The sequence below is a fragment of the Gilliamella sp. wkB171 genome, assembly GCF_001693755.1.
Lineage (GTDB): Bacteria > Pseudomonadota > Gammaproteobacteria > Enterobacterales > Orbaceae > Gilliamella > Gilliamella apicola_F.
The window spans coordinates 1-12,771 of sequence record NZ_LYST01000001.1 but is presented as its reverse complement, the minus strand read 5'-3'; the positions used below and the strand labels follow the sequence as shown (position 1 = coordinate 12,771).

General features: G+C 34.3%; 15 protein-coding genes. 4 read left to right on the top strand and 11 right to left on the bottom strand.

Annotation, left to right across the window (positions count from 1 at the left end):
- Nucleotides 1-141: 141 nt before the first annotated feature.
- The 3 genes from A9G03_RS00075 to A9G03_RS00065 all read right to left on the bottom strand — a co-directional run bounded on the left by A9G03_RS00075 (nucleotide 142) and on the right by A9G03_RS00065 (nucleotide 3,095).
- Nucleotides 142-693, bottom strand: a complete 552-nt coding sequence (locus A9G03_RS00075) for a hypothetical protein (protein ID WP_065798064.1) — start codon at nucleotides 691-693, stop codon at nucleotides 142-144.
- Nucleotides 694-805: 112 nt separating this feature from the next.
- Nucleotides 806-2,134: a hypothetical protein gene (locus A9G03_RS12490; RefSeq protein WP_065798063.1), complete on the bottom strand. Its 1,329-nt coding sequence runs from the start codon at nucleotides 2,132-2,134 to the stop codon at nucleotides 806-808.
- A 625-nt stretch (nucleotides 2,135-2,759) separates the two neighbouring features.
- Nucleotides 2,760-3,095 carry a nitrous oxide-stimulated promoter family protein gene (locus A9G03_RS00065; RefSeq protein ID WP_065634594.1) on the bottom strand — a complete coding sequence of 112 codons (336 nt, stop codon included), beginning with the start codon at nucleotides 3,093-3,095 and terminating at the stop codon, nucleotides 2,760-2,762.
- A 75-nt stretch (nucleotides 3,096-3,170) separates the two neighbouring features.
- On the opposite strand from A9G03_RS00065, the gene A9G03_RS00060 reads away from it, so the two are divergent.
- On the top strand, nucleotides 3,171-4,001 hold the full coding sequence (locus tag A9G03_RS00060) for a shikimate 5-dehydrogenase (protein ID WP_065798062.1): 831 nt from the start codon (nucleotides 3,171-3,173) through the stop codon (nucleotides 3,999-4,001).
- Nucleotides 4,002-4,056: 55 nt separating this feature from the next.
- Here A9G03_RS00060 and ycaO read toward each other — a convergent pair whose 3' ends face one another.
- On the bottom strand, nucleotides 4,057-5,823 hold the full coding sequence (ycaO, locus tag A9G03_RS00055; RefSeq protein ID WP_065634592.1) for a 30S ribosomal protein S12 methylthiotransferase accessory factor YcaO: 1,767 nt from the start codon (nucleotides 5,821-5,823) through the stop codon (nucleotides 4,057-4,059).
- A 123-nt stretch (nucleotides 5,824-5,946) separates the two neighbouring features.
- Here ycaO and A9G03_RS00050 point away from each other — a divergent pair, with 123 nt between their 5' ends.
- Nucleotides 5,947-6,294, top strand: a complete 348-nt coding sequence (locus A9G03_RS00050; protein WP_065634591.1) for a DUF4282 domain-containing protein — start codon at nucleotides 5,947-5,949, stop codon at nucleotides 6,292-6,294.
- A gap of 86 nt (nucleotides 6,295-6,380) precedes the next feature.
- On the opposite strand, the gene tsaD is transcribed toward A9G03_RS00050, so the two are convergent.
- Genes tsaD through coaE form a run of 4 tightly spaced genes read right to left on the bottom strand, consistent with a single transcriptional unit; the run spans nucleotide 6,381 to nucleotide 8,991 of the window.
- Nucleotides 6,381-7,400, bottom strand: coding sequence for a tRNA (adenosine(37)-N6)-threonylcarbamoyltransferase complex transferase subunit TsaD (gene tsaD / locus A9G03_RS00045; protein WP_065634590.1), 1,020 nt, complete (start codon nucleotides 7,398-7,400; stop codon nucleotides 6,381-6,383).
- The gene (yacG, locus tag A9G03_RS00040; RefSeq protein WP_065798061.1) at nucleotides 7,400-7,618 is read right to left on the bottom strand and encodes a DNA gyrase inhibitor YacG; all 219 of its coding nucleotides are present in this window, start codon (nucleotides 7,616-7,618) and stop codon (nucleotides 7,400-7,402) included. Before yacG ends, tsaD begins: the two co-directional genes overlap by 1 nt.
- A 24-nt stretch (nucleotides 7,619-7,642) precedes the next feature.
- The gene (gene zapD, locus A9G03_RS00035) at nucleotides 7,643-8,380 is read right to left on the bottom strand and encodes a cell division protein ZapD (RefSeq protein ID WP_065634588.1); all 738 of its coding nucleotides are present in this window, start codon (nucleotides 8,378-8,380) and stop codon (nucleotides 7,643-7,645) included.
- A gap of 2 nt (nucleotides 8,381-8,382) precedes the next feature.
- Complete coding sequence (gene coaE / locus A9G03_RS00030) at nucleotides 8,383-8,991, bottom strand: dephospho-CoA kinase (protein ID WP_065634587.1); 609 nt, start codon at nucleotides 8,989-8,991, stop codon at nucleotides 8,383-8,385.
- Nucleotides 8,992-9,360: 369 nt separating this feature from the next.
- On the opposite strand from coaE, the gene lexA reads away from it, so the two are divergent.
- Both lexA and A9G03_RS00020 read left to right on the top strand, forming a co-directional pair.
- On the top strand, nucleotides 9,361-9,987 hold the full coding sequence (gene lexA / locus A9G03_RS00025) for a transcriptional repressor LexA (protein WP_065634586.1): 627 nt from the start codon (nucleotides 9,361-9,363) through the stop codon (nucleotides 9,985-9,987).
- Between the two features lie 51 nt (nucleotides 9,988-10,038).
- Nucleotides 10,039-10,410 carry a hypothetical protein gene (locus A9G03_RS00020; RefSeq protein ID WP_065634585.1) on the top strand — a complete coding sequence of 124 codons (372 nt, stop codon included), beginning with the start codon at nucleotides 10,039-10,041 and terminating at the stop codon, nucleotides 10,408-10,410.
- Between the two features lie 65 nt (nucleotides 10,411-10,475).
- Here A9G03_RS00020 and A9G03_RS00015 read toward each other — a convergent pair whose 3' ends face one another.
- The 3 genes from A9G03_RS00015 to A9G03_RS00005 are packed head-to-tail and all read right to left on the bottom strand — an operon-like array spanning nucleotide 10,476 to nucleotide 12,695.
- Nucleotides 10,476-11,201 carry an ABC transporter permease gene (locus tag A9G03_RS00015; protein ID WP_065634584.1) on the bottom strand — a complete coding sequence of 242 codons (726 nt, stop codon included), beginning with the start codon at nucleotides 11,199-11,201 and terminating at the stop codon, nucleotides 10,476-10,478.
- Between the two features lie 14 nt (nucleotides 11,202-11,215).
- Nucleotides 11,216-11,899, bottom strand: coding sequence for an ABC transporter permease (locus A9G03_RS00010; RefSeq protein ID WP_065634583.1), 684 nt, complete (start codon nucleotides 11,897-11,899; stop codon nucleotides 11,216-11,218).
- A 7-nt stretch (nucleotides 11,900-11,906) separates the two neighbouring features.
- The gene (locus tag A9G03_RS00005) at nucleotides 11,907-12,695 is read right to left on the bottom strand and encodes a transporter substrate-binding domain-containing protein (protein WP_065634582.1); all 789 of its coding nucleotides are present in this window, start codon (nucleotides 12,693-12,695) and stop codon (nucleotides 11,907-11,909) included.
- Nucleotides 12,696-12,771 lie beyond the last annotated feature (76 nt).

Below are 12,771 nucleotides of genomic sequence, written 5' to 3'. Positions count from 1 at the left end.
ATATTAAAATGCACGTTAAATTTATATTTTATACACTAATATCTCCGATTATTAATCGTTAGCTTATTGAATTAAATTTGCCTAAGATCCACAAAACAAAAGTAAAAATAATAATATCCATGCATAAGATAATGATCTCACTTAAGATCTCAACAATTGTCGCTGTAAACTAAGCATAAACTGTTGGGTTACTTTGTTATTATCACTATCAGGCTGCCAATTTTTTAAAAATATTAATTGATTAGTATTAAGATGCAGCGTTGTTCTCACAGTGCTTTGGGATAATTTTGGCATTATTTCAGGTTGTTGTGATTGGTTTATAATTTTAGATTGATGATGAACTAGCGGATTCACTCTAGTATTAATATCTTCTTTCGATAAAGTAAAAAATTGATTAAACCACGTTTGATATCCGCTTAAATCAAAATCTCCGGCTATTTGATAGCCCCATTCCATTTTTTGAGCGTTATTAAAATGCAATGAAAGATTTCTTTTAGGAAATCCGCAATAAACTATAGGGTAATTGTTCAATTTACCTAGGATATTATGCATTATCTTCAACTTTTGTTGATATAACTCACTAATAATATATGCTGATTGATTATAAATTCTCAAAAAACTCCCCTCATCAATTAAACTTAGATAGCCAAGTCGACGACTAATTTCTAACTTTTTAGTAATATGCATGCTCATTTTTTGTTCTTCAATTTTGGCGTGCTAGCGACTTCGCGCTAACACGCCGGTGACTAGGTAACTTTCTTTATTTAAAATAAGAGTTAATGTTATAATTTACTTCAGTGAAAAATTAACCTTTGCAAACTGCCCTAAGATATTTTCTACTATCTACTAGATCAATATCACTATTATTGCCCATAAAAGAAACTGCGCCATCGCCAGTAATAACAATAAAGTGAGAAAACGCATCATGAACTTCTTTAGTCCAATAATGAGAATAGGAATAGCCAGCTGTGCTTGCTAAGGTTTGAGCTCCCCAATTGGCATCAGGATAAGACTTTTTGCCTTCAATATATCCCCATTCTGATAAAATACTTTCACCAATAGATCGTGTATAAACATTATTATATAATACCCAATTTAAAGGAGCTGATTTTACAGGAGAATTCGTTAACTCACTACGTAAAAACATATTTTGTTCACCACCACATTTAATTTTGGTCTGTTCGTAAGTACCATAAAAGTCTCCTTGTGGAATAGCCCAAACACTGGTTGGATTAAACGTATAATCTAGCTTGATAGCTGGATTTTGCTTTACAGTTGCTCTTACAGTAACATTACCTGTTGGTTTACCTTTTAGTAAGACATAACCTTGTTGATCAATAGCCACTTGGCCTCCCGGATTATTGGGAACACTAAAAGTATAATTGGTAGGAGAGCCTGTCACTATTAGTTGAAACTTAGCGCCAGGAAAACCAGTCGTCGGGAATTTTTTACCGCCAGATGCAGTGGGACTCGCTTTAAACCCCATATTAGGGACATAATCTGAAGTATAGCCACCTCCATAGACAGAATTTGGTACTTTATACGCTTCTTGATTCCAATCAGCAATACCGCTTGTAGATGAATTAACCCCACGCCATTGATACATAGGAAATATTTCTAAAGAATAAGGTTTGACATAACAGACTTGAGGTTTGAAGGAAATTTGATAACGCTTAGTTATAGGTACATTGTCGCTTTCATTTGGTATACCATAGGTTGATACCGTCTTCGCACTCGTGGTTATCTCTAAAGTTAAGGGCAATGAATATCCACCTCCACAACCTAGCTTTTGACTGAAATCGGTGATTACTTTTCCATTACTGTCATACCATTTGTAACTCGTATCATCGATTAAAAATCGAATATATGGATTCACCTTATCCCCATCTTTATCTCGGTAATTTATTCTAACCTGCAAAGTATTTATTCCAAATTCTTGTATCTTAAAATCCTTTAACGTCAAACTGTCATCATCAAATTCCTTTACCTCATTGCCCTTTATATTTTTACTCGCTTCACTATAAAATACACCGCCCACTATAAACCCATGATTATTCGCGGCCGAAACTGTATTTATCACTTCCGGCGCATTGCCTTCTATCGCTTTCGCTGTCGATGTACTTAATGCTTGCACTGGATGAATCGTCAATAAAATAAAAAATATGAATAATGAGCGTTGCGCTAATTTCGATTGAATTAATTTAAAATAATCTATTACATATAAATTAGTTAACGAAATTTTGCTCGAAGAGTGTTTAAGGGGATATAAAAATTTTAAAGATGAAATAAAAGAGATAAAAAACGATAAGTGCGAGGATAATTCGCTGGCGTGATGACTTTTTGTTCCTAGACTATTTAATAATGCCCGATGCCCGATGCCCGATGCCCGATGCCCGATGCCCGATGCCCGATGCCCGATGCCCGATGCCCGATGCCCGATGCCCGATTAAGACCATATTTTAACATATTTTTACTACTCCTTGTAGCTAATTTCAATAACTTTTTCAAAAAATACAATATATTAGCTTTTATATATATCATCTCATGCAACGCATTTATGCGCGATAATATCAAAAATTCAATCTAATAGTAAAATAGAATAATGAAATTGTAATGTGTATTTATGTAAATGTTTGTTAAGAATGATTAACACCTAAAACAATTAACCCTAAATAAATGATTTATTTTTATCACTAATTACATCAATCCTATTATGATCGACCTATTTTAAACGATGTTTAGCAATAAAACTGGTAGCTTTATTTTTTTAAATCAAACAAATTTTTATATAAATGCTTCAATGCCATAATCGGGTGATAAATTATCATTCTTGGACCAGAAAATCGCATCACTTGTTTAATTTTTTGTTGGTAATCTTTACGATAACAATGCCTAGGACATTTTTCGCAAGTTGTTTTATTTTCTCCAAAGCGGCATAAGATTAGTCTTCGCATCGCATATTGCAATAGATCATCACATTCATTACACAATTGATGCTTTTCAGTATGATGTTTTTTGTGGCAATATAAATGAATCATTACCTTAATCGTTGCTTTTTCTTGCTGTATTTTAGGACCAGTATTATTGGCTACCATAATCAAAATATACGCTAATATAAAAAGTGGTAAAATAAAGTTAATTATCAATTATAATCACAAGGATTTGTTACAATGGCAAGAATTATTAATAAAGATACCATAGTTTGTATGTCTCTTTCTGCTAGACCGAGCAATTTTGGTACTCGCTTTCATAATTTTCTGTATGAAAAACTTGATCTCAATTATATTTATAAAGCATTTACAACCAATAATTTAAAAGATGCTATTTATGGTATTAAAGCATTAGCCATTCGCGGTTGCGCAATTTCAATGCCTTATAAACAGGTGTGTATTGAGTTTATCGATGAATTAGATGTTTCAGCAAGTTCAATCCAGTCAGTCAATACAATTGTTAATACCAATTATCATCTAACCGCTTATAACACTGATTATATTGCTGTAGCTAAACTTATTGAAGAAAATCAGATAGAAAATACCACGCCGTTTGTACTAAAAGGGAGTGGCGGTATGGCCAATGCCGTTATTGGTGCGTTTTACGATAAAGGCTTTAAAAACGGTATTATTGCAGCACGAAACCAACAAAAAGGACAAGCACTAGCAAAACGCTATGGTTATAAATGGGTAAAAGATGAAACCGAAGTTCCTACTGAACAAGCAAAATTAATTATTAATGTCACCCCTATTGGAATGCAGGGAGGTATCGAAGCTGATCAATTATCTTTCCCTACGTCAATGATTGAACAAGCCGAAATTGTGTTTGATGTAGTCGCATTACCTGTTGAAACGCCAATGATTAAATACGCAAGCAAATTAAACAAAACAATAATTTCTGGCGCAGATGTAGCTGTAATCCAAGCACTTGAACAATTTGTATTGTACACAGGAATTAGACCTGAAAAGGAGCTAGTTGAACAAGCCGCAGACTTTGCTAGAAGAGGTTAAACATCATTGTTAGATTTATTCCACCGAAACAATCGGTGGAATATAATTCAATTTCTTATAACATTGCCTGATGCAGTTTGTGATAAACAGAAAGCAATTTTTGATGCATTGTAAATTGTTCAAGATCGTTATTTGACATATTAGGATCGTTAAATAAATCCGTTAACCCAAAAAACTTTTTCTCACCATTGGCATATTGCCACATTTGATCAACACAATTTTTGCCATACATTTTATTAAATGCGTCTTGATAATTATCGAACTGTTTTTTATCCCGATCGATGATAAAACTGACTAATGTTTGCAGACAACGATAGGCATGATTTCGTTCTGAAGTAAAAATTGATTCATTCATTTCAATTGTCCAATCGATCCATGTTTGTGCTTGAACTAAATCTTTTGCGGCTAATGCTAACATTGCTTTTAACTCTCCAACACGTAAAGTTAGCCATGCATTATCTTTACCTGTTGCAATACCAAGTAATTCACGAACGCGAGCAAAATCATCTAACCCCTGCTCATCTAACTGCTCTATAATTGCCAAATACTGTTTTGCTGTTAGCTTTTTATTCGGTAAAGATAAAATCAGATCTCTAAACCCAATTGCCATATTATTATTAGCAATTAAAAGATCTTCAGGCGGATAGATTTCTGACATGCCCACAGCCAAAATGCGACAGGCATAAACACCAAGATGTTCATAGTCCATGATAAGAACCTCTGTTTTGTGTCGAGCAAAAATCGCCATAAGGTTATCAAACTCTTGTTCTGTCGTTCCAGAAAAATCCCAGTCAACAAACTCATAATCAGCTTGTTTATTAAATAGATCCCACGAAATTAAGCCACTTGAGTCAATAAAATGTGTTTCTAAATTACTTAAATCAGCCACTTCGTCATTATCAAAACTTGGTGGAGAAAACACATCAAGATCTTTCAAACTACGTCCTTGTAGTAGTTCCGTAACCGTTCTTTCAAGAGCAACACCAAAGTCAGGATGAGCACCAAATGAGGCATAGCAAGTACCATTGTTTGGATTAAATAATACTACACATATAACAGGGAACTCACCACCAAGAGAAGCATCAAAACAGTAAAGTGGAAAGCCTTCACTTTCAAGCGCATTTATAGCAGCTAATACAGCCGGATAACGGTTAATGACTTCAGGCGGAATAGTTGGTAAGCTTATTGCTTCAGCAATTATCTTATTTTTTGTGTAACGCTCAAAAATTTCTGATAACCCTTGCACTCGAGCTTCATTGCGCGTATTACCTGCTGACATTCCATTGGAAGCATACAAATTAGCAATTAAATTAACCGGTACATAAATCGTTTTCTGATCGGATTGTTGTACAAAAGGCAGTGCGCAAATGCCACGCTCAGCATTACTTGATTGTAAATCGACTAAATCGGTAGCGGTTAATTCCTGATCAGGATCATAAAACTTAAGTAATTTTTCGGATAATATTCCTTGTGGCAAGCTATTGTCTTGAGGTATGGCAAACCATTTTTCAGTTGGGTAATGAACAAAATCAGAATTAGCAACTTGTTGCCCTAAGTAAAAGTCAGAAAAGAAATAATTAGTTGATAAACGTTCAAAATATTCCCCAAGCGCAGAAGCTAAAGCGGCTTTTTTACTTGCACCTTTACCATTAGCGAAGCAGAGTGGGCACTGTGTGTTTTGAATATGCACCGACCAAACATTTGGCACAGGATTAAGCCAAGAGGCCTCTTTTACCTCTAATTGGTATTTAGCGAGTTGTTGATGAAAATATTGGATGGAATCTTCAAGAGCGGCATCTTTGCCTGGAATATAAGTTTTCATGTGTTATCTCAGAATATTGTGTAATAATAGATTGCTTTATTCGTTTATTTATTCTTAAATGTATACGCTATTGACTAAAATGAAAAGTAATAATCATTAATAATTTTTAATTAAGGAAATAAAATGAAGAAAATTATAAATTCCGAAGGTTTTTCATTAGTAGATTTTTTCTTTTTCAATAAAATGATCACACCAGTAATTATCACTATCCTTTATTGGGTAACACTGGTGTTAATAGTTTTAAGTGGATTAGGTGTAATTATTGCCAGTTTCCATAGTTTTCAATACAGTTTTTTAGGTGGACTTATCGCATTTTTTACCGGCGTCATAGGTCTTATTGTTGGTGTGATTTCAGCAAGAATCGGCTTTGAATTAGTCTGTGTGTTATTCAATATCAATCGTAATATTGAAAAATTAGCCGTAAACCAAAACAGCAGTAACGAAGACCAAAACAGTGACGACAAACAGTAGTATTTATTTTAACAGTAGGCATCATTTGCCTACTGTTGAATATTATTTGATTGAGCTTTAACTAACGTTTAAAAACAACCTTATTGTTACTTTAAATCACTTAAAGGCCATCTAGGTCTCACCGCAATAGCTAAATCACTATGCTGACCTTCCTTTAAATGCACCATACCTGCATAAGCAATCATAGCCCCATTATCCGTACAAAATTCTAATCTAGGATAATAAACTTGTCCTTTGCGGTTTTTCATCAATACCGATAATTGTTGACGTAATGTTTTATTGGCGCTAACACCACCGGCAATAACTAATCGATTAAAGCCTGTTTCATCGAGCGCTCTACGTGACTTAATTACTAAGGTGTCGACCAATGCATCTTCAAAAGCTCGAGCAATATCAGACTTAGTTTGTAAATCAATAGTGCCATCACAAGTGTTTTGATGAATGATATTAGCAGCAGCGGTTTTGAGTCCTGAAAAACTAAAATCCAATCCAGGTCGATCGGTCATTGGCCTAGGAAAATGGAATCGATTTGCAACCCCTTGCTCTCCTAGTTTTGAAAGCTTAGCGCCACCAGGGTAATCAAGTCCCAATAATTTAGCTGTTTTGTCAAATGCCTCACCTGCTGCATCATCAATCGATTCACCGAGTAACTGATATTGACCTATGCCTGTAACACTAATTAATTGAGTATGTCCCCCCGAAACCAATAACGCAACAAAGGGAAATTCTGGTGGATTATCTTCCAGCATCGGGGCAAGTAAATGTCCTTCCATATGATTGACAGCAACTGCTGGCACATTCCAAGCGTAAGCAAGCGCACGGCCGATAGATGCACCAACCATTAAAGCGCCAATTAACCCCGGCCCTGCTGTATAAGCGACACCATCAATATCCTCTGCCGTTATGTTAGCTTGTTTTAACGCGGCTTGAATCAATGGTACCGTTTTGCGGATATGATCACGTGATGCAAGCTCAGGCACGACACCACCATAATCAGCATGTAAATTAATTTGCGAGTAAAGTTGATTAGCTAATAGACCAGATTGATCGTCATAAACAGCAATTCCAGTTTCATCACAAGAGGTTTCAATACCAAGCACTTTCATTAATGTTTTCCTATTAAATCAGAAAGATTATCTTCACTCCAAAGATCGTGTTCTGTGATTTCTTTATCGGGAATTCGATGTTCTTCTGCTGCCCACTCGCCCAAATCAATAAGCTGACAACGTTTGCTACAAAATGGTCTAAATAAACTTTTTTCCGACCATTCCACCTCTTTTTGACATGTTGGACATTTCACAAATTGCATTATTTTATTGTTCATTTCGACTCTTTAACTTTTATGCTATTAACAGCATGCTAATTCAAATTCTATCGTATCGGTACTCGTATTATCACAAGCTTCAAGCGGAATAAATCGAATACTATAACGCGACATATGACCGGATACTTGTGGGTAAACATTTTTATCTAACGAAACACGAATACGAATAAGGCTAATATCACCATTGGTTTCTTGAAAAAAATTATTGGCACAAGTAAATAATTTAAATTCGCCAAGTTGGCGTATCAACTGCATACATGATGATAGCGATTCATTTAAAATAGCAAGATGCTGCAACCAACTTTGTACTTGTCTATCTCGCTTTTCAGCTGATTGTTTTAACCACAGATAGAAAGATGGAAGATCAAAACTACAACACCCGCCAGGAATCATTAAGCGTTGTCGAATTGAGGTAATAAAACGATCATCTTTCAATGCTTGCCCTAATCGAGGTGCTGTATTAAATTTTAATAAATAATGGTCAAATTTGTTAAGTAATTCGGTTATTAACTCTTGATCAACGCCATCAATATTTAACCAAGAAGATAGTTTTTGTTTTTGAGACTCGATTTCTTTAATCAAATCGCTTCTAACATCGTTACGTTCAATAATTTCTAATAACTCAGACAGTGCATGAAAAAAAAGTAACGCATTATTTTGATCAAAATGGCAATGTAGATTTAATTGTTTTAATAAGAATTCAACACGTAGCCATGTACGCATTTTTTCATTTAGTGGATGTTCAAAAATAATCTTATCCATACTTATCCATTGTTAATTTTAAGGTTATTTAAGTATTGTTGATGTAATTTATATACTTGCTCAGTCAAACAAGTTATATCACCATTATTAATGATTATATCATCAGCAAAGGATAATCGTTTTTCACCAGAAACTTGAGATTGAATCATTTTTTGAGCTAATGCGATATCAATATTATCTCTTTGAACTAGACGCTGTAATTGTAGTTCTTTTGGAATATCTATCATCAAAACTCGATCAGCAAAATGATGTAAATTATTTTCAATCAAAAGTGGCACCACCCAAATTACGTAAACCGCAGTCTGCTTTGCAATTTGTTCCTGCGTTTTTTGTTGAATAATCGGATGTAATAAGTGGTTTAACCAAAGCCTTTCATGCGAATTATTAAAGATAATTTCCCGTAATTGGCTGCGATCCAATTCGCCATCGGGTAATAAGATTTCCTGACTAAAATGTTTAACAATTTCAATATAAGCATCAGTTCCAATGTGAACAACTTGCCTAGCAATAACATCAGCATCAATAATCGGCACACCTAATTGTGCAAAAAGATTTGCAATGGTACTTTTACCACTGGCAACACCACCACTAAGTGCAACGATATAAGACATGAATATAGTTTCCGATCTAATAATTACCATGAATAGTATATCATATAACTGAATCTCATTATATATGCTAATTTTTCTTGTCTAAAAAGAAAAAATACATTTTATTCATAATGTTATGATTCTTTAATAAAAATCACTTATTGCAACCAATATGAAAAAAATCAAGTTCAGATTATCAAAATGATCACTATTGAAATAAAACAAAATTTATCTTTTTCTATAGAACTTGATTTTATCAAAACGAACAAGTTATCAACATATTGAAAATATTTATCAACCAATAAAAAATAAAATCAACAAAACTGTTGGTTTTATAGTATTAGCTGTATATAATCACATATATCTGTATATAAACACAGGAAATTGATAATGAGACCATTAACAGAACGTCAGCAGCAAATATACGATTTGATCAAAGAAAATATTCAAACAACTGGCATGCCACCAACGCGCGCTGAAATTGCGCAAAAATTAGGATTTCGCTCCGCTAACGCGGCTGAAGAACATTTGAAAGCTTTAGCCAAAAAAGGTGCTATCGAAATGATTGCTGGTTCATCTCGTGGGATTCGTCTACTACTCGAAACGTCCGATGATCAAAATGATTTTGAAGGCCTTCCACTTATTGGACAAGTCGCTGCCGGCTCACCTATCCTTGCGCAAGAACATATTGAAAGTCATTATCAAATCGATCCTTCTGTATTCAAACCCCAAGCTGACTTTTTATTAAGGGTTCACGGTATGTCAATGAAAGATATTGGTATATTAGATGGTGACTTACTTGCCGTGCACAAAACCCAAGATGTAAAAAATGGCCAAGTGGTAGTTGCGCGAATTGATGATGAAGTCACCGTTAAAAGACTATCTCGCCATGGCAAACATGTACAGTTACTGGCCGAAAACGAAGATTTTTCACCTATTGAAGTTGATTTAGAACAACAAAGCTTTGCTATTGAGGGGATTGCTGTAGGTATTATTCGTAATGGGTCATGGATGTAAATAAAAAGTTAGTATAAAATAGCGACTAAATATTGCTTAGGAGATAACAACATGTGGCTATTTTGGTTATATGAATTTTTAGGATTTGTTGCGATTTTTTTACTTATATTTGCTTATTGTCGATTTCGCGAACAAGGCTTTTGGTCGTTTATTTGGCGACACTTAAAATGGGTAGCATTAACAATTGTTGCCGTTTGGCTAATAATAGCCGTACTATGTCGGAATGACCTATATAATGCGACACATTGTTACTTTAGAGGTGTGAGTATGCATGCTAATACCAAATACTCAATCTATTTAGAAGAATGTCAGATCGAAACACCTAGCGGTAGTTATGTACCAATCGATCGCACCAGAGCGTTACCAGGTTCTTCAGAACATGAAGATCATACCGAAGACTATGGTTATCCGGCAGCTAATTAACTCTATAAATAATCATTTTCACCAAAGCCATTATTGATACAATAATGGCTTAATATTTCGAGTATTTAATTAGCTTTTACTGACCAATCAATTTGCATATATGCCAAACAACGCCTTTCTAATTTTCTAAATCCCCAAATTAATGTAAAACTAACACAAAGATAAATAACCGCAGCGATACCAAAAGCATGAAAAGGTTGATATGTTTCAGCATAAATATCACGAGCAATTTTCATCACATCTTGAACGGTTGCTGTAAATGCTAATGCAGTTGAATGCAACATAAAAATAACTTCATTACTGTAAGCAGGCAAAGCAAGACGAAAGGCTCTTGGTAAAATAATATATCGATATAATTGAAATCGGTTAAAGCCCAAGGCTATTGCCGCTTGAATTTCACCATTGGGCACATTACGCATTGAGCCGGCTATAACCTCTGTGGTATAAGCACAGGTATTTAACGTAAACGCTAAAATAGTACAATTTAAACCACTTTGAAAAAAATCATTAACCCATTGATGATTCTGCACAAAACTCAATGTATAAAGTCCTGTATAGATAACTAATAACTGAACATATAAAGGCGTGCCTCGAAAGACATAGGTGAAACACCAAATAGGTAACTTAATAAATTGATTCTTTGAATTACGACCAACCGCTAAAACTAAAGACAACATACCGCCAAGGGAAACCGATAAGACCAAAATCCACAGCGTCATAGCTAGTCCAGTGATATTATATCCATCTGTCCATAACAACGCTTTCCAATAGTCTTGAAGAATCTCTAACATGATAAGGCCTTTGTTTATAATTTTGCTTTGGTTATACCAATGGAATAATGCTTCTCAAGCCACCACAATGCAAGATTTGAAATAGTGGTAAAAAACAGATAAAACGCGCCGGCGATTAAAGCAAATAAAAGTGGTTGATACGTTGCTTCGCCTACCGTTTTTGTTGCTTTAACTAAATCAAATAAGCCTAATAACGAAACCAACGCAGTTGATTTTAAAACAACCAACCAGTTATTTGCTATTCCCGGCAAAGCAAAACGCATCATAAGTGGAAACATAACATAACGAAAAACTTGAGTTTGACTTAATCCGAGCGCAACAGCAGCATTCAAGGTGTTTTTCGATACTGACTGATAAGCACCTCGGAAAGTTTCAGTAAAATAGGCGCCGTAAATAAAACCTAAAGTAATCATTCCGGCGACAAAAGGATTAATTTCGATAATATCCATATTAAAAAAATCGGTAATATTATTGAGCGCAAATTGTAATCCAAAAAATATTAGCATCATAAGAACTAAATCAGGCACACCTCGAATTAAAGAGGTATAAGCCTGACAAAGTAATCGTAGTAATTTTATTTTAGACATTTTGCCTAAAGCACAAATCACACCAAGTAATATAGCCACAATCAACGAAGTGATTGCTAGTCCAATGGTAATTAAAGCACCTTGTAAAATAAGCGGAATATAACCTTGCATTACTTAATTATTTTTTATTGCCATAAACACTAAAATCAAAGTATTTATCATTGATTTTTTTATAAGTACCATCATTTAATATCTCAACAAGAGCTTTATTAAAAGCCTCGCGTAATTCAGTATCATTTTTACGGAAGCCTAACCCTACCCCAACATCGAAATACGTTTTATCAGTTAATACATCGCCGGCAAACGCAAAACCTTTTCCTTGTGGTTGTTTTAAAAATGCATAACTACCGGTTACCTCATCTTGTAATGATGCATCTAAACGCCCCGCCACTAAATCAGAAAATACTTGTAATTGATTTTGATAAGGGACAATAATCACACCATTTGGACGCCAAACTTCATTAGCAAAATGTTCTTGCGAAGTACCTTGTTCAACACCTACTCGCTTACCTTTTAAAGATTCAACTGTAGGCATAATATTGGAACCTTCTTTTGTGATTAACCTTGAATTAGTCACAAAAATTTCATCAGAAAACGCAATCTGCTTTTTACGTTTTTCAGTCATCATCAAAGATGACGAAATCATATCAATCTTTCTCGATAAAAGTGAAGGAATAAGTGCATCAAAATCAGTAGTTTTAAAAACACATTCAATATTTGCTTTTGCACAAAGTGCTTTTGTTATTTCAATATTAAAACCTGTAATTTCACCATTTGCATCAATAAAATCGAATGGGGCATATGAAGTATCTGAACCAATTTTAATTGATTCTGGTAATTTTGCCTGACTATATAATGGTAAACTGATCAAACTAATAAGGGATAGTACCTTTAAAAAAATTTTCATAATGATGTCTCTTATAATTTTTTGAGGCGCATAATATAACGTGTTATGAATAAATTTAATAATAAAAAAATCTTTA